This window comes from Schumannella luteola (genome assembly GCF_013408685.1).
Taxonomy (GTDB): Bacteria; Actinomycetota; Actinomycetes; order Actinomycetales; family Microbacteriaceae; genus Schumannella; species Schumannella luteola.
Map to the genome: position 1 here is coordinate 2,111,635 of NZ_JACBZY010000001.1, position 16,493 is coordinate 2,128,127.

Here is a 16,493-nt window from a genome sequence, read left to right on the forward strand (position 1 = left end):
ACGATGCGACGAAGGAGTCGACCATGACAGCGACGTCACCCCCGACCACCGCCCCCGGCGGCGACGGACGATCCGCCCGCGAACGGCGCAGGGTCGCCGTCGCGACCGTGATCGGCACCACCGTCGAGTGGTACGACTTCTTCATCTACGCGAACGTCGCGGGGCTCGTGTTCAACACCCTGTTCTTCGCGCCGGCCGGCCCCCAGCTCGGCACCCTCATCTCCTTCGGCACCGTCGGCGTGAGCTTCCTGTTCCGCCCGCTCGGCGCCTTCCTCGCCGGCCACTTCGGCGACCGCGTCGGCCGCAAGCGCATCCTCGTGCTCACGCTGTTCGGCATGGGCGCGGCGACGACGCTGATCGGCCTGCTGCCGACCTACGCGACCGCCGGCATCGTCGCGCCGATCCTGCTCGTGCTGCTGCGCATCCTGCAGGGTCTCTCGGCCGGCGGCGAGTGGGGCGGCGCCGTGCTCATGGCCGTCGAGAACGCGCCCGCCGGGCGTCGCGGCCGTTTCGGCGCGTTCCCGCAGATCGGCGTGCCGCTCGGCCTGCTGATCGCCTCGGGCATGATCGCGCTCGTCAGCGGCGTCATCGCCCCCGGCGACGCGTGGACCGAGTGGGGCTGGCGCATCCCCTTCCTGGTGAGCTTCGTGCTGATCATCGTCGGCTACCTCGTGCGCCGCGGCGTGGATGAGAGCCCCGTGTTCAAGCAGATCGCCGAGCGCGGCGCGCGCACCCGGGTGCCGATCCTGCAGCTGCTGCGCCACCACACTCCGCTCGTGCTGCTCGCCGCGCTGACCTTCGCCGGCAACAACGCGGCCGGGTACATGACCACGGGCGGCTACATCCAGAACCTCGCCACGAACCCCGAAGGGCCGATCCGCCTCGCCCTGCCGCCCGTGCAGATCGCCGTCGCGATCTCGGCCGTCGCCTGGCTCGTCTTCACCTGGTTCGGCGGCAGCATCAGCGATCGGATCGGCCGGCGCACCACTTACATCATCGGCTGGATCCTGCAGCTCGCGACCGTGTTCCCCATGTTCGCGCTCGTCATGACGGGCGACATCGCGCTGCTCGCCGTCGGTCTCGCGCTGTTCACGATCGGCAACGGGCTCACCTACGGTCCGCAGGCCGCGTTCTTCTCCGAGATGTTCCCGGCCTCGATCCGCTTCTCGGGGGTCTCGATCAGCTACGCGATCGGCGCGATCCTCGGCGGCGCCTTCGCCCCGACGATCGCGACGGCTCTCGTCGGCGCGACGGGCACCGTCTACTCGGTGGGCGTCTACCTGGCGGGGCTGACGGTCATCGCGCTCGTGGCGACCCTGCTCATCCGCGATCGTCGCGGCATCGACCTCGGCCCCGACAACGAGGCCGAGCAGGCGAAGAACCCGTTCATCTGGAGCTCGCGCGCCTGAGCGCGTGAGATCGAAGGCCCCGATCCGGTGGTGGATCGGCGCCTTCGGCGTCAGCGGGTGAGCGCGAGCTGCTCGCGCATATACGGGTGCACGACCGTCGGCGAGACGCGGCAGTCGAGCAGATGCACGCCGTCGACACCCCGCGCGAGCCAGCCCTCGAACTCGACGAGGTCGTCGAGGGTGCGGATCGTGGATGCGGTCGCGCCGACCGCGCGCCCGAGCCCGGCGAAGTCGACCTCGCCGATGCGCATCGGCTCCTCGGCGAGGCCGAGGCTCGCGGCGCCGTACTGATGCACCTCGGCGCCGTAGACCTCGTCGTGCACGACCACGATCGCCCCGCGGCGGATGCTCGCGACGGCGCTCTGCAGGTCGGCGAGCGCCATGAGCCCGCCGCCGTCGCCCGTCACGAGCACCGTGAATGCGTCGGGTGCGGCCGCGGCGGCGCCGATCGCGCTCGGGAATCCGAGGCCGATCGACTGGTACGCCGTGCCGACGAGAGTAAGCCGCCGGGCCGAGGGCACACGCAGATACGACGGCGCCCAGCCGATGAAGTGGCCGCCGTCCTGGGCGATCAGGCGGTCGGCGGGCAGCAGCGCATCCAGCCGGCGGAAGAGGCTACGCGGGTCGAGGCGGCCGTCGGCCGCGAGGGGGTCGCCGTCGGGGCGGGCGGCCCAGGCGCCGTCGGCGGTTCCGGCGGGCCAGCTCGCGGCCGGCGTCGCGCCGGCGGTGCGGCGCTCGCGCACCGCCTCGGCCACGGCGGCGCTGACCGCCCGCGCGTCACCGACGATCAGCCGGTCGACCCGCGGATGCGTCGCCACCGGCTCGACGTCGAGCTGCACCACGGTCGCGCCCTCGCCGAAGGCGGTGCCGAATCGCATCGTGAACTGGTTGAGTCCGGCGCCGATCACGACGACGAGGTCGGCCGCGGCGATCGCGGCGGCGCTGCGCTCGGAGGCGAAGCCGCCCGCCACGCCGAGGTCTGCGGCGACGCCGTCGAGCAGGCCGCGCGCGGGTGCGGTGGTCGCGGTGAGCGCGCCGACGCTCGCGGCGAGGTCGGCGATCACGGGGCCGGCCTGCGCATCCACCGCGCCGAGTCCGGCGAGGAGGAGCGGGCGGCGGGCGGCGAGCAGCTCGTCGGCGAGATGCTGGATCGCGTCGGCGTCGAGCTGCTGCGCGGGGGCGTCGGGCTGGAACTCGAGACCGACGGCCGTGTCGTCATCCGTTGCGGTGCCGCCGCCGGCGGGCTCCGCCGCGGCGGCTCGCCCCGCGAGGTCGTAGGGGATCGCGAGCACGACCGGCGTGCGCCCGTGCACGGCCAGCGCGACCGCCTCGGCGGCACGGCGGGTCGCATTGCCGAGACCGACCACGACGGTCGGCACGTCGATGGCCGTGGCCACGCCGATCTGGTCGATGTCCCACGGGCGGGCGCCGCCGGTCGGCTGGTCGCCGGTGACGAGCACGAGCGGCACCCGGGCGCGACGGGCCTCGGCCAGCGGTGTGACCGCGTTGCTGAAGCCGGCGCCGTAGGTCGTCGTCGCGATCGCGAGGCGTCCGCTGGCGCGGTGGAAGGCATCCGCCGCGGCGACGCCTCCCGCTTCGTGCCGCACGGCCGTGAAGCGCAGCAGGCCGCCGCGCTCGACCGCATCGAGGAAGTGGGCGTTGCCGTTGCCCATGACGCCGAAGACGTCGCTCGCGTGGCGTGCCAGCTCGGCGGCGACGAGACCCGAGACGGTCACGGCGGGGGAGTCGCCGGGTTCGGCGACGACGGCACGCGGGGAGGCGGACAGGGATGACGATGACACGGAGGACCTCCGGGAGACGAGAACGCTGAAATGGCCTTCTGTGTCTCGCGCGACCCGCGGGTCGGCTCATCGCCCATTTTCCGAGCGCCGGCACCGCCGCGAGGGGGTGCCTGACGCGCCCATGCTACGCCCGGGGCGTCGTTGAGCGGGCGCTCGATGTGCCGCGAACGACAACTCCCGTTCACTGTGCCCACATCGCCGGCGGACGCCGCGCGGGAGAGTGTCCGATATGACCACCGCAACGGAGCAGGGCGGCCCGACCTCGCCCGGCAAGCGGCGCCTCGGCGTCCCCGCCGTCACCTTCCTCATCGTCGCGGCCTCCGCGCCGCTCACCGTCATCGCCGGCGGCGCCACCACGACCTACAGCGTCACGCACGTCGCGGGCGTGCCGCTCGGCTACATCGTGCTCGCGGTCGCGCTCGGCGTCTTCGCGATCGGCTACGCCGCCATGTCGCGCTTCATCACGAACGCGGGCGCCTTCTACAGCTACATCGCCCAGGGGCTCGGCCGCCCGGTCGGCCTCGGGTCCTCGTTCGTGGCGCTCGTCTCGTACAACGCCATGCAGATCGGCATCTACGGCATCTTCGGCTTCCAGGTCTCGTCGTTCATCGCGGAGAAGACCGGCGCGCATGTGCCCTGGTGGGCGAGCGTGCTGGTCGGCATCGTGCTGATCGGCATCATGGGCGTCAACCGGGTCGACTTCTCGGCGAAGGTGCTCGGCGTGCTGGTCGCGCTCGAGTTCGTCGTGGTCATCGTCTTCGACGTCGTGTCGTTCGCGCAGCCGACCGGCGGCGCCGTCACGGCCGCGCCGCTCAGCCCGACCGAGCTCTTCGTGCCCGCCGTCGGCGCCGCGTTCTCCTTCGGCATCGCGGCGTTCATGGGCTTCGAGTCGGCCGCTCTCTACAGCGAGGAGTCGAAGGACCCGAAGCGCACCATCCCGCGCGCCACCTTCATCGCCCTGATCGTGATCGGCGGCTTCTACGCCCTCTCGTCGTGGGCGCTCGCACTCGCGATCGGGGTGCCGAAGATCGTCGACCCGAACGGCATCGCGGCCGACGAGGCCGGGCCGCCGCTGTTCTTCGGCTACGTGGCCCAGCACCTCGGCACGATCTGGGTCGACATCATGAGCGTGCTGTTCATCACGAGCGTGTTCGCCGCGCTCGTCAGCTTCCACAACGCGGTCGCGCGCTACACCTTCGCGCTGGCCCGCGAGGGCGTGCTGCCCGCCGGCCTCGCGCAGACCCGCCGCTCGGGTGCTCCGTGGGCGGGCTCGCTGACGCAGACGGTCACCGCGGTCGTCGTGATCATGATCTTCGCGGTCGCCGGCATCGGCTCGGCCTACGGCGAGGCCTTCCCGGTGCTCACGCTCTTCTCCTGGTTCCCGAACGCCGGGGCCATGGGGCTCGTGCTGCTCATGACGCTCGTGTCGGCGGCGGTCGTCGGCTACTTCCGGCGGGATGCGCGGGGCGTCGGCGTGCTCACTCGGCTCGTCGCGCCGGTGGCCGCGGTGCTGCTGCTCGGCGCCGTGTTCGTGCTGATCCTCGCGAACTTCACGGTGCTGCTCGGCCAGAGCGAGCCCGACGCGACGACGTTCCTGCTGCCGGCGCTCATCCTCGTGCCGGGCATCGCCGGCGTGATCGCCGGGCTCATCATCCGCCGCGTGAACCCGGCGCTGTACGCGCGGATCGGCCGCGGCGTGGCGTCGGAGTCGGCGCCGGTGCCCGACGCGACGGCGGCCAACCTGCTCAGCTGAGGGCGCGCGCGTCGCGCGAGGCCGCGACGTTCACACGTGACACGATCGGAGGCGGTCGTCGGGAGCGCATCCCGGCGACCGCCTCCGCGTGTCGTGCGGCGTTCGTCCGCGTCAGCGGCGCGCGCTCTGGCGGTGCTCGCTCGGCGCGACGCCGAAGGTCGCCTTGAAGATGCGCGAGAAGTGCGCTGCATCGTGCAGACCCCAGCGCGCCGCGACGGCGCCGACCGGGCGATCCGCGAACACGGGGTCGAGCAGATCGCGGCGGCAGCGTTCGAGCCGCTGGCTGCGGATCCACGCCGCGACCGTCGTGCCCTGGCCCTGGAAGAGGCCGTGCAGGTGCCGCGTCGAGATGAAGTGCGCCGAGGCGATCTGTCCGGGGTCGAGATCCGCGTCGCCGAGGTGGTCGTCGATGTAGGCGCGGATGCGGCGCACGAGGGCCGCGTGCGGGTCGCGCGGGTCGCTGCGCTGGTCGAGCTCGTCGCTGAGCAGGGTCGTGACGAAGTCGAGGGCCCCGTAGGTGAGCCGACTCGCCGTCGCGCGGCTGCGCTGCTGCGTCGGGTCGGCGGTGCGCCGCAGCAGCGGCCCGACGATCGCGCCGACGCCGCGGTCTCCGGGGAAGCGCACCGAGGTCAGCTCGCCCACGCTGTCGACGGGCAGGTCGACCAGCCGGCGCGGGAACATGAAGACGAGGATGCGCGTGGCCTCGTCGAAGATCAGCGAGTAGGGCCGGCCGGTGTCGTAGATGGCGAGGTCGCCCGGCTCGAGCACCGCCTCGCGTCCGTCCTGCACGAGCAGACCGCGGCCCGCGAGCTGCATCGTCACCTTGTAGCGGTCGGCTCCGCCGCGGGCGATCAGGTCGGGGGTGCGCTCGACGGTGTGCGCGGTCGCGCCGATGTCGACGACGTGCACGTCGTCGAGCACCGAGCCGAGCATCCGGCCGTGGAAGGCGCCGGGGCGATCGGAGGTGACCTGCAGCGGCACGAACTGGTCGACCGCCGTCGAGCGGAAGGATTCGTAGTCGAGCTCGCGCGGCGCCGTGGGCGCCACCGGGGATGTCGGGTTCATCGCTGTCGTCTCCGTCCGCGAAGAGGAGGGCGACCGCGGCGTCGCGCTCCGTTCAGAGGATGATAACGCCGTGCCGCGCGTCGGCCGCGGCCCCCGATCCGGGTGACGGAGTCGGCGGCGCGGGCGTGCGCGCAGCGACAAGGCAGGTGCGCTCGAGGCCAAGCGGGGTCGGCTCGCTCCGGCGCCCCGAGGCCGAGGGCTAGAGCTCGGCGGCGACCGCGTCGGCGGCGCGACGCAGGCGCTCGCCGAGCGCCACGACATCCTGCTCGCCGACGTAGACCACGGCGACGGCGGCCGGCGCGGAGCCGGGCACGAGCAGGGGCGCGGCGACCGAGCTGAGCCCGGCGATGACCTCGCCCGAGCTGGTGGCGAAGCCCCGCTCGCGCGCCGCGGCGAGCTCCGGGCGGTCGGGCAGCACGACGCCCGCGGCCGCGAGCTGCGCGGCGCCGAGCCGCGACCCGATCGCGAGGCCGGGTGCGCCCGCGGTCAGCGAATGGCGGGTTCCCGGGCGCTGCGCGACGGCCGCGACCGAGTGCGGCGGTTCGACGCTGACGAGCGTCACGCACTCGCGGTGGTCGAGCACCACGAGGAAGGCGGTCATGCCGAGCTCGCGAGCGAGCGTCGTCAGCTCGGGGAGTGCGGCGGCCTGCAGGTCGTGCTCGACGCCGCGGGCGAGCGCCGCGAGGCGGGCGCCGAGGGCGACGCGACCCGCCGCATCCCGCACGACCAGCCCGTGCTCTTCGAGGGTGCGCAGGATGCGATAGGCGATCGAGCGGTGCACGCCGAGCCGGGCGGCCAGCTCGGCGATCGTCAGGCCGGGCTCGTCGGCCAGCACCTCGAGGGCGCGGATGCCGCGCGACAGCGTCTGCGATCCCACGCCGGCTGCGGCGCTCGCCGCGCCGTCAGCGGAGCCGCCGGGCGGTGTCGCGGCCGGCTCGGCGGAGGACGACGCGGAGCTCATCCCGTCGTCCTCGTGTCGTCGGTCGGCAGGGTCGCGGCTCAGTAGCCGTTGCGGGCGAGGGCGATCATCGCGCGGATGCCGCCGATGGCGGTGAGGAGCGTGGCGACGCCGATGATGATGATCAGGACGTGGACCATGCGGGAGACCTCCGGGAAGCGCGGGGCCGCGACCGGGTGCGCGGCGTCGGGTTCAGGTTACCGGGCGACGGCGGGGCCGCGGCCACCGGCAGGGCATCGGCGACGCGCCGCGCCTCGGGACGCGCGGAGGCCCGACGGCCCGCGATCAGGCGGTCGCCTCGGGGTCTTCGCTCCACTCGGCCATCACGCGCGCCTCGGCCGCCTGGATGTCGAGCTCGCTGAGGTCGACCTCGACGAGGGCGCGGATGCGGGCCTCGCGGTCGCGCAAGTACTCGGCGTCCGACGAGGTCGGCACCTCGGCGAGTCGCCGATCGAGCGCCTGCGACACCTCCGTCCAGGCCTCGGAGCGCGCCTCCTCGATCACCGCGTCGATCGCCTCGGCGTCATCGGCGACGATCGCGAGCGCGTTCGCCAGCAGACGCAGCTGCTGCGGGCCGCGACGGTGCAGCTCGTCCTCCTCGACGAGCTTGCCGCCGGGGAAGCGGCGCCGCGCCGGCGCCTCGGCTCCCGGTGCTCTCCGCGGCGCGCGATCGGCTTCGATGCGCTTCGCCTGGTCGACGTTGTGGCGGGCGAGCAGCAGGTACTCCTCGCGGGCGCCGAGCCGCAGCACGTCGAGGTCGTAGTCGCGACGGTCGCGCAGCGCGGCGACGATCAGCAGGTTCTTGACGGCCATGCGCACGGCCGAGCGCGCGAGCAGCAGGCCGTCGGCGAGCACCTGGTCGATCGGCGTCGGCGGCAGCGGAGCCGGCGGCTCGAAGGTGCCGAGGTCGGCGCGACGGCGGCGGCGGAACCAGGCCATCGTCACTCCTCTCGACCCTGCGGCCATGCAGGAGACCAGGCTAGTCGCCGCGACCGACGCGGATGCGCTCGTCGGCCCGCCGCATCCACCCGTCTTCGCGGGTCGCGACCCGGCGGGTTCAGGCGCGCGACGGCCTCAGGCGCGCGGCCGGGCGCCCTCGAACTCGAGCAGGGCGAGCTTCGCGTCGGTTCCGCCGAGGTACTGGCCGATCGTGCCGTCGGTGCGCACCACGCGATGGCAGGGCACCACGATCGGCAGCGGGTTCGTCGCGCAGGCGGTTCCCACCGCGCGCACCGCCTTCGGGCTGCCGGTCGCCGTCGCGACCTCGGCGTAGCTCTCGGTGCGGCCGAAGGGGATGTGCGGCAGGTGCTCGACGACCGAGCGCCGGAATCCCGCCGTCAGCCGCAGATCGAGCGGCAGCTCGAAGCGCTGCCGGCGACCGGCGAAGTACTCGTCGAGCTGGCGCGCCACGGCATCCGTGCGGGCGGGGCTGCGCAGGATGCGCGGTCCGATCTTCTCGGCCAGCGTCGCCAGCACCCGGTCGTGGTCTTCGAGGGCGAACGCGACCCGCACGAGCCCCGCGGCGGTCGCCGCGAGCAGCAGCGAGCCGTAGGGCGAGTCGATCTCGCGGTAGGCGATCTCGTCGAGCCCCTCGTCGGCGGCGGCGCGCTCGAGCCGGGCGTGCAGCGCGGCGAGGCGTTCCGCGTCGCCGGGGGAGGCGGATGCGGGCGAGCGCAGTGCCGTCGTCACCGCCGCGTCCGTGCCGCTGTCGGGCTCGGTGCCGGTCTCGGTCGTGCCGGCCGTCTGGTCCCGGTTCGTGTCGTTCTCGGTCATCGTGTCTCTCCGTTCGTTCCCGTGAGCGGAGTCGACTCGTCCGCGGCGCCGCCGAGGCGCTCGCGCAGAGCCTTCACTCCGTCGGAGGCCGCCTTGCGCGCGGCGGCGGACGTTCCGCCGATCGCGCGCGCGACCTCCTCGTGGGGGAGTCCGACCAGGTGGTGATAGGCCACCGCCTGGCGCTGACGGTCGGGCAGCGCCGCGACGGCGCGCAGCAGATCGAGGTCGCCGAGCGGGCCGCGCTGCGGCGGCGCCGGACGCTCGGCGATCTCCTCCGCCGGCACGGCCCGCCGGGCGCGGGCCCGGATCAGGTCGACCGAGCGGCGGTGCGAGATCGTCACGAGCCACGCCTCGACGTTCGCGTCGGCGGGCAGGTCGTCGTAGCCGCGCAGCGCCGAGAGGAAGGTCTCGCTCCACGCGTCGTCGGCGTCGTCCGCGCCGACGAGGGCGCGGCACAGCCGCAGCACGGTCGCTCCGTGCCGCTGCACGATCGCCTCGAAGGGCTCTGTCGTCATTCCCACACCCGGTAGTCGTCGGCGGCGACGCGGATGTGAGGTCGTCGACGCGGATTCCTCTCGCGCCGGCGCGAGAGACCGGCCGGCGATGGACGGGTCGCGAGCCGTCGCCGCCGTCGTGCCGAGCTCGGCGTCGCTCGGAGCCGACGATCGCGGAGCGTCATCCCGCCCGCCCTCCGCGGTCACCGGCGACGCCCGATCAGCGCCGGGCCGGATCGAGCGGCCGGACGCGCGAGGCGATCCGGCCGACGTCGTCGGCCGCGCCGACGTGCCGCGCCGCCTCGGTGCGGTTGGCGGCGCCGAGCTTGCGCAGGATCGCCGAGACGTGCACGCTCACGGTCTTGCGGCTGATGAAGAGCCGCTCGGCGATCTGGCCGTTGCTCAGCCCCTCGGCGACGAGGCCGAGCACCTCGGTCTCGCGCTCGGTCAGGTGCTCGCCGGTGCCGATGCCGGTGCCGGCCGTGCCGACGTGACCCGTCGAGCGGGGCGGCGTTCCGTGCTCCGCCTCGGCGCCGCGGGCGGTGGCCGACGCCGTCGTCGCGCCCGCGGATCGCGCACCGCGCGCGCGGCTCGTCGCCGACGCCTGCTCCCGTCGGTCGCCGTCGCCGTCGCCGTCGCCTTCGTCGCCCGGCGCGGCACGACGCGGGAACGCCTCGACCGTCACGCCCGCGGCCCGCAGCAGTTCGACGGCCGCACCGCCGATCGCCCCCGCGTCGAGTGCCCGCGCCTCGGCGAGCAGCCCGAGCAGCGCGGCCACCGCACGGTCGCGCTCGTCGGCGGAGCCGGTGCGCAGTCGCGCTTCGGCCGCTCCGAGTCGGATGCGCAGCACGACCGCGATCGGCGCGCCGCAGTCCGGGTCCGCGGTCGCCGCGAGGGCCGTCGTCCAGAGGGCGAGGTCGTCGCCGGCTCCCGAGTCGCCGCCCAGCCATGCCTCGGCGGCGGCGATCCAGACCGCGGCGTTCGCCCCGTAGGCGTCGAGGCGCAGGCGACGGTGCAGCGCGGCTTCCTGCTCCACAGCGCCGTGGGCGGAGTCGGGGTCGCTTGCGCCGATGAGTCCGCCGTCGCGACGCCGCAGCGCCGAGATCGCCCGGGCCGCCGCCAGATCGGCGGGCAGTGCCCAGCCGGCGATGCGCTCTCGCTCGGTCGCGAACAGCGGGGCGAGCGCGGTCAGCGCCGCCTCCGGGGCCTCGAGCGCGAGGTGCAGCTCGGCGAGGTCGGCGGCGAGTGCGAGCCGCTCCTGCAGATTCGAGTTGTCGGTCGGCGGGATGTCGTCGGCCAGCCGCGCGGCCTCGACCAGGTCGCCGCGGTTGACGGCGGAGCGCAGCAGCTCGCGCCGCAGGTACGCCGCGAACTGGCTCGGCGGATCCTGGTCGAGCGCGGCCGAGGCGAGCGCATCGGCGCGGTCCCACTCGCCGAGCGCGTAGAGCGGCTCGGCCGCGTTGACGGCGAGGATCGCCCCGGTCGAGCGCTCGACGCCGAGGTCGCGGGCCACCCGATGCCCCTCCTCGGCGACGGCGAGCGCCTCGGCGAATCGGCCGTGCACATAGAGCGCATCCGACCAGTTCGTGTAGTAGCGCAGGCGTGCCGAGGGGTCGGTCGCCGCGATCGACCGGGCGAGCTCGAAGTCGCGCTCGGCCTGCGCGAACTCGCCGTGCAGCGCCCGGGTGCCGCCGAGGATCGTCGCCGCGATCGAGCGCACCCGCGTCGCGTCCTCGGGCGCGACCTCGAGCGCCGACCCGGCCAGGTCGATCGCCGCGTGCGCGTCGCCGGTGATCATCGTCTCGGCGGCGAGCTCGACGCGGATCGAGGCCTCGAGCCGCGCATCCGTGCCGGCGGGCAGGCGCTCGATCTCGGCCAGCGCCGCGCGGTAGACCTCGAGCGAGCCGGCACGATGATCGTGGGTCAGCACGGTGCCGCGGATGCGCAGCAGCCGAGCGCGCAGCAACGGATCGTCGCCGGGCACGGCGAGCGCGCGGTCGATCGCGTCGAGGGCCGGGGCGGTCGCGCCCGAGCTGCGCCAGGCGGAGGCGACCCAGCTGAGCAGCGTCGCGAGGTCGGCTCCGGCGGTCGCGGCCGGGTCGGTGACACGCGGCCAGAGGTCGACGGCACGCTCGCCGATGCGGGCGGCGGTCGCGTAGGCGCCCGTCTCGCGACTGCAGGTCATGGCTTCGATCGCGTCGGCGAAGGCGCGCTCGTCGTCGCCGGCGGCGATGCGGTGCTCGGCGATGCTGACCACGCGCGCGGCCGTCGCTCCGCCGACCTCCTTGAGGCGCTCGAGCGCATCCGCGTAGGCCGCGTGCGCGCGCAGCAGCGCTCCCGGCAGCACCTCCTCGAGCACGGCGTCGCGCACGAGCGCGTGGCGGAAGACGTAGGTGGCGCCGTCGACACGCAGCACGCCGACGTCGCGGGCGCGGCGGATCGCCTCGTCGAAGGCGTCGCCCTCGAGCGGCGACACGGCCTCGGCCAGCGCGTGATCGACGCGCGTGCCGCCGACGGCGAGCAGCCGCACGAGCGAGCGGGAGGTCTCGTCGAGCGTGCCGTAGCGCGCGAGCAGCACGGCGCGCAGCGGATCGGGCACCTCGGCGGCGGCGACCTCGGTCGTCGCGAGCTCCTCCACATAGAAGGGGATGCCCTCGCTGCGGCGGTGCAGCTCGGCGAGCGCCGACGGGGTGGGCACCCGACCGAGCACCTGGGCGGCCTGCTCGCGCACCTCGGCGCGGCTCAGCCGGCCGATCGTGAGGCGCTCGACCCGGCGGCTGCGCTCGAACTCGGCCACGAGCGAGCGCAGCGCATCCCGCGACCAGAGCTCGTCGTCGCGGAAGCTGAGCACGAGCAGCAGCGGCACGTCGTCGAGCACCCGTGCGATCAGCCGCAGCAGGTCGAGGGTGCCGGGGTCGGCCCAGTGCACGTCTTCGATCACGAGCAGCAGCGGCCGATGCTCGGCGAGGGTCGCGAACAGCCGGATGATGACGTCGCCGAGAACGTTGACGCCACGCACCGCCCCGGTCGCCGCGCGCCCCTCCTCGTCGAGCCGGTCGCCCTCGAGGAAGGCGCGGATGAAGGGAGCCCCCGGTCCCGCCGCCTCGAGCACGGCCTCCGCGCCGAATTCGAGCGCGAGGCAGCGCAGCAGCTCGGGCAGGGGCGCGTAGGGCGCCGACTCGGCAGCCAGATCGACGCAGTGCCCGGTCGCGATCACCGGCGCAGGAGCGCCGACGGCGCGGGCGGCCGCCGCCGAGCGGTGCCGCGTCTCGGCGATCAGCCGCGACTTGCCGATGCCGGCCTCGCCCGCGACGAGCGCGATGCGCGTCGATCCCGCCCGCGACTCGGCGACCAGCGCATCCAGGCGCGCCAGCTCGGCCTCCCGGCCGATCATGCGGGGCGCGGCGCGATTCACCTGCTCATGGTGCCACGCGCCGCCGACATCGCCGGGGCCCCTCGGCACAGCGGTGCGGGGCGGAGATGCACGCTGCCGCGCATCCCCGCCCCGCTGGTCGTCGCCGGCGCCCCGGGCGCCGCGATGCCCGGCGCTCAGCCGTGCACCACGTGTCGGCTGCACTCCGACGCCGCCCGCGGGGCGGGCGTCCGGTGCGTCGGCGCGAGCAGCGAGCGCAGCGTCGCCACGCCGCCGGACAGGAGGTGCCGGCGGTCACGGTGGCGCCGAGTCGGAACGGCTCGCTCGCGGGCGATGCGGGCGCGCTCCGCCGCGAGCTCCAGCTCGTGCTCGTGGTGCTCACGGAGGTGGGAGAAGGAGAACTCGGTCACGATGCTCATGACGACCACGATCCGCTCTGAGGCAGGGGTCCGGCATCGGGACGATGCCCTATTCCAGCGGCCTGTCTACCTCAGATCCGTCAGGTCGAGCACGTACCCTTCACGGGTGGTCCTGACGCGCGAGCCGACGATCGCGCCCTCGCGTCGGCGCACCCCGTGGCGTGCGCTCGGCATCCTCGCCGGCATCCTGGTCGTAATGCTCGGCGTGCGCATCGCGACGCCCGGCAGCGGCATCAGCCTGGCCGACATCGCGCAGGACTTCGTCACGCTCTCGCTCAGCGTCGTGATCGAGTCGCTGCCCTTCGTGATCCTCGGCGTGCTCATCTCGACCGTCGTGCAGCTCTGGGTACCCGACCGCTGGTTCTTCGCGGTGCTGCCGCGCAACGGCCTGCTGCGCCGCGGCGTGCTCTCGCTGCTCGGCGTGCTGCTGCCGGTGTGCGAATGCGGCAACGTGCCGCTCGCCCGCGGCCTCGTCGTGCGCGGACTCAGCGTGCCCGAGGCGATGACATTCCTGCTCGCGGCGCCCATCCTCAACCCGATCACGATCATCACGACCATCCAGGCCTTCGGCTGGAGCGACGGGATCGTCGTCTGGCGCGTGCTCGGCGGCTTCCTCATCGCGAACTTCGTCGGCTGGCTGCTCACCCGCCACCCCGACCCCGACTCGCTGCTCACGCCCGACTTCCGCGCGGCCTGCGCGGCGCACGCCCACGACGTCGACGACCGCGCCCGCCGCTTCAGCCGCGGAGCCCGCATGGTCACCGCGGAGATGAGCGCGGTGCTGCCGGCGCTGTTCGTCGGCTCGGCGCTCGCCGGTCTCATCCAGGTCGCGATCTCGCGCGAGGCGCTCGTCGCGCTCGGCGGCGATCCGGTGCTCAGCGTGCTCGCGCTCATGACGCTCGCCTTCGTGGTGGCGATGTGCTCGAACGTCGACGCCTTCTTCGTGCTGTCGCTCGGCTCGACGTTCTCGCCGGGCGCGATCGTCGCCTTCCTCGTCTTCGGCCCGATGATCGACGTCAAGATGCTCGCGCTCATGCGCACGACCTTCACGGCCCGCACGCTCGTCATCGTCACGGTCGTCGTCGCCCTCGCCGTCGCCGCCCTCGGATTGGGGTTGAACCTTGCGCGCTGACCGTCTCGTGGCCCGCTGGATCGGACCGCTGCTCGCCCTCGTCGCCATCGTCGCCACGCTGTGGCTCGCCGCGACCGGCAAGCTCGCGCTCTACATCCACCCGCGCTACACCGTGTTCGCGATCGTCATGGCGGCGATCGGCGGTGTCGCCGTGCTGGTCGGATCGTTCTTCCTGCTGCGCAAGGACGCGAAGGATGCGCGCGCGGCGGCGCACGAGCACGCCGACGACGATCACGCCGACGACGATCACGATCACGATCACGCCGACCACGATCACGATCACGACCACGACGAGATCGGCCCCGGCCTCCTCGCCCGCCCCCGCCTGCTGCGCTCGCTCACCGTCGGGCGCGTGCTGATCATCGCGGGCGCCCTCGTCGCGCTGCTGATCCTGCCGCCGGCCGCCCTGACCTCGGCCACGGCCCAGAACCGCGCCCTCGCGACCTCCGCCGACGCGCTGCAGGCCCCGGCCGCGAACCTCGTCGGCACCGACACGTCGAAGTTCACGGTCAAGGACTGGGCATCGCTGCTGCGCTCCGGCGGCGAGAGCGCCGTCGCCGGTCAGACCGTGCAGATCAGCGGCTACCTGCTCGACAACGGCGATGCGGATGTGGTCTACGTCGCCCGTCTCATGGTCACCTGCTGCGCCGTCGACGCGCAGCCGGTGGGCGTGCCGGTGTACCTGCCCGACTGGAAGAAGGATCACAAGGCGAACAGCTGGGTGAAGCTGACCGGCAGATTCCAGCAGAACCCGAGCGGGTCCGGAGCCGTGCCGGTCGTGATCGTGCCGAGCGAGTTCGCGGGCATCGCCGAGCCCGACCAGCCCTACGTCTACTGATGAGCGCCGAGCATCCCGCGTCGGGTCATCCGCCCGACGGCGCCATCCCGGCGCCCGCCGCCCGCGACGCCGAGGAGTACCACCTCGACCTCGGGCCCGAGCGGCGTCCGCTCGGCTGGCGGGGCACGCTCGCGATCGCCCTCGCCGCGCTGCTCGTGCTCGTCGCCGGCCTCGCGCTCGGCAATGCGATCCGCCCGCCCGGCATCGTGCGCGCCGACTACGACGGCGCCGCGCTCATCGAGCAGCAGGGCGCCCGCGTCGTGCTGCACCTCGACCGTGCGGTCGATCGTCTGGCGAAGAAGGATGTGACCGTCAGCCCGGCGGCGCGCTTCAGCATCCAGCGCTCCGGCGCCGCCGTCACGCTCACCTTCCCCGACCGACTGCGCTACGGCACCGAATACCGCGTGAGCCTGCGGGTGCCCGACGGGAACGGCGGAGCCGCGGCGACGGTCGAGCAGCGCCTCCGCACCGCCTGGCCGAACATCTCCACCCTGCTGCGCGACGCGCCCGACCCGGATGTCGATCAGATCCTGTCGCGCTCGGTCGACGGGGGAGCGACGAAGGTCGCGTTCTCGGCCCCGCGCATCGCGCAGTATGCGGTTCTGCCCTCGCAGCTGGCGGTGACCACCCTCGACGAGTCGGGCGACACGACGCTGCAGCTCGTGACCCTGCCCGAGGGATCGAGCGACACGATCACGACCGCGCAGCACGCGTCGGTCGATCTGCTGAAGAGCTCCGGACCGAGCGGGCTGCTCGGCTACACGCTGACGACGCCGCCCGGCGTCGAGCCGGCGCTCGACCACGTGCTCGAGTTCTACGACCCGACCAGCTCATCCGGCATCGGCACCGCCGTCGTCGGGCTCGACGGCGAGCCCCTCTCGGTGCTCGACTACGTCTGGGTGCCGGGCACGACCTCGCTCGTCGCGCAGGCCACCGATCAGTCGCTGCTGCTGATCGACCCGACGACGACCGCGAAGCCGGTTCCGCTCGGCGCGCACGGCGAGCTGCGCGGCTTCCTGCCGAACACGGCGACCCTCGTGGTCGCCGACCCCGACGGGGGCTCGACGATCGACCTGACGACCGGCGAGACCACGCCGCTCGCGGTGCCCGCCGACGGCCAGCCCGCCGGGGACTACCGCGGCGAGGTCACGGTGCTCGACCGCGCCGGCCGCTACGTCGAGGTCGTCTCCTCGCCCGACTTCACGCGGGGCGCGACCGACTACCGGGTGGTGCTCGCCGGGCCGGACGGCGGCAAGGTGCTGTACCGGCCCGCCGATGACGGCTCGCGCATCCGGCAGGCCTGCCTCTCGCCGAACGCGCAGTACCTCGCCGTCGAGATCGTCTCGCCCGAGGGGCGCAGCGACGACTACCCGCAGAGGCCCGCGTTCACGGCGATCTCGACGAACATCGTCGATGTGTCGTCGGGCGCCGTCGCGCGCGGCCTGCCCGGTTTCGACCCGTCGTGGTGCTGAGCGCG

General features: G+C 74.0%; 13 protein-coding genes. 5 read left to right on the plus strand and 8 right to left on the minus strand.

Annotated elements, in window-relative coordinates; genetic code table 11:
* The first annotated feature begins 23 nt into the window (after nt 1–23).
* Nucleotides 24–1,409, plus strand: coding sequence for an MFS transporter (locus BJ979_RS09495; RefSeq protein WP_179567336.1), 1,386 nt, complete (start codon nt 24–26; stop codon nt 1,407–1,409).
* Nucleotides 1,410–1,459: 50 nt separating this feature from the next.
* Here the strand turns inward: BJ979_RS09495 and BJ979_RS09500 are convergent, their stop codons facing one another.
* On the minus strand, nt 1,460–3,211 hold the full coding sequence (locus BJ979_RS09500) for a thiamine pyrophosphate-binding protein (protein WP_343046652.1): 1,752 nt from the start codon (nt 3,209–3,211) through the stop codon (nt 1,460–1,462).
* A gap of 229 nt (nt 3,212–3,440) precedes the next feature.
* On the opposite strand from BJ979_RS09500, the gene BJ979_RS09505 reads away from it, so the two are divergent.
* Nucleotides 3,441–4,964 (plus strand): APC family permease, encoded by a 1,524-nt coding sequence (locus tag BJ979_RS09505; RefSeq protein ID WP_179567338.1) that lies wholly within the window; start codon nt 3,441–3,443, stop codon nt 4,962–4,964.
* Nucleotides 4,965–5,075: 111 nt separating this feature from the next.
* Here BJ979_RS09505 and BJ979_RS09510 read toward each other — a convergent pair whose 3' ends face one another.
* The 7 genes from BJ979_RS09510 to BJ979_RS09540 form a co-directional block, all read right to left on the minus strand.
* Entirely contained in the window at nt 5,076–6,029 is a 954-nt protein-coding gene (locus BJ979_RS09510; RefSeq protein ID WP_179567340.1) for an AraC-like ligand-binding domain-containing protein, read from the minus strand.
* A 199-nt stretch (nt 6,030–6,228) separates the two neighbouring features.
* Complete coding sequence (locus BJ979_RS09515) at nt 6,229–6,990, minus strand: IclR family transcriptional regulator (RefSeq protein WP_179567342.1); 762 nt, start codon at nt 6,988–6,990, stop codon at nt 6,229–6,231.
* Nucleotides 6,991–7,272: 282 nt separating this feature from the next.
* Entirely contained in the window at nt 7,273–7,926 is a 654-nt protein-coding gene (locus BJ979_RS09520; RefSeq protein ID WP_179567344.1) for a hypothetical protein, read from the minus strand.
* Nucleotides 7,927–8,061: 135 nt separating this feature from the next.
* Entirely contained in the window at nt 8,062–8,760 is a 699-nt protein-coding gene (locus tag BJ979_RS09525) for a methylated-DNA--[protein]-cysteine S-methyltransferase (protein WP_179567346.1), read from the minus strand.
* Nucleotides 8,757–9,275, minus strand: a complete 519-nt coding sequence (locus BJ979_RS09530) for an RNA polymerase sigma factor (protein ID WP_179567348.1) — start codon at nt 9,273–9,275, stop codon at nt 8,757–8,759. Before BJ979_RS09530 ends, BJ979_RS09525 begins: the two co-directional genes overlap by 4 nt.
* 199 nt (nt 9,276–9,474) lie before the next feature.
* Nucleotides 9,475–12,669, minus strand: a complete 3,195-nt coding sequence (locus BJ979_RS09535) for an AAA family ATPase (RefSeq protein ID WP_179567350.1) — start codon at nt 12,667–12,669, stop codon at nt 9,475–9,477.
* A 134-nt stretch (nt 12,670–12,803) separates the two neighbouring features.
* Complete coding sequence (locus BJ979_RS09540; RefSeq protein WP_179567352.1) at nt 12,804–13,046, minus strand: hypothetical protein; 243 nt, start codon at nt 13,044–13,046, stop codon at nt 12,804–12,806.
* A 106-nt stretch (nt 13,047–13,152) separates the two neighbouring features.
* Between BJ979_RS09540 and BJ979_RS09545 the strand changes: the two genes are divergently transcribed.
* Genes BJ979_RS09545 through BJ979_RS09555 form a run of 3 tightly spaced genes read left to right on the plus strand, consistent with a single transcriptional unit; the run spans nt 13,153 to nt 16,488 of the window.
* Nucleotides 13,153–14,178 (plus strand): permease, encoded by a 1,026-nt coding sequence (locus BJ979_RS09545; RefSeq protein WP_425502476.1) that lies wholly within the window; start codon nt 13,153–13,155, stop codon nt 14,176–14,178.
* Nucleotides 14,168–15,016: a TIGR03943 family putative permease subunit gene (locus BJ979_RS09550; RefSeq protein WP_179567354.1), complete on the plus strand. Its 849-nt coding sequence runs from the start codon at nt 14,168–14,170 to the stop codon at nt 15,014–15,016. The genes BJ979_RS09545 and BJ979_RS09550 overlap by 11 nt, the downstream gene beginning before the upstream one ends.
* Complete coding sequence (locus BJ979_RS09555; protein WP_179567356.1) at nt 15,016–16,488, plus strand: WD40 repeat domain-containing protein; 1,473 nt, start codon at nt 15,016–15,018, stop codon at nt 16,486–16,488. Before BJ979_RS09550 ends, BJ979_RS09555 begins: the two co-directional genes overlap by 1 nt.
* Nucleotides 16,489–16,493: the final 5 nt, after the last annotated feature.

Excerpts from the sequence above, each read along its gene's own strand:
- BJ979_RS09495 (WP_179567336.1), top strand. The coding sequence starts at position 24 with ATGACAGCGACGTCACCCCCGACCACCGCCCCCGGCGGCGACGGACGA.
- BJ979_RS09505 (WP_179567338.1), top strand. The coding sequence starts at position 3,441 with ATGACCACCGCAACGGAGCAGGGCGGCCCGACCTCGCCCGGCAAGCGG.
- BJ979_RS09510 (WP_179567340.1), bottom strand. The coding sequence starts at position 6,029 with ATGAACCCGACATCCCCGGTGGCGCCCACGGCGCCGCGCGAGCTCGAC.
- BJ979_RS09515 (WP_179567342.1), bottom strand. The coding sequence starts at position 6,990 with ATGAGCTCCGCGTCGTCCTCCGCCGAGCCGGCCGCGACACCGCCCGGC.
- BJ979_RS09520 (WP_179567344.1), bottom strand. The coding sequence starts at position 7,926 with ATGGCCTGGTTCCGCCGCCGCCGTCGCGCCGACCTCGGCACCTTCGAG.
- BJ979_RS09525 (WP_179567346.1), bottom strand. The coding sequence starts at position 8,760 with ATGACCGAGAACGACACGAACCGGGACCAGACGGCCGGCACGACCGAG.
- BJ979_RS09530 (WP_179567348.1), bottom strand. The coding sequence starts at position 9,275 with ATGACGACAGAGCCCTTCGAGGCGATCGTGCAGCGGCACGGAGCGACC.
- BJ979_RS09540 (WP_179567352.1), bottom strand. The coding sequence starts at position 13,046 with ATGAGCATCGTGACCGAGTTCTCCTTCTCCCACCTCCGTGAGCACCAC.
- BJ979_RS09555 (WP_179567356.1), top strand. The coding sequence starts at position 15,016 with ATGAGCGCCGAGCATCCCGCGTCGGGTCATCCGCCCGACGGCGCCATC.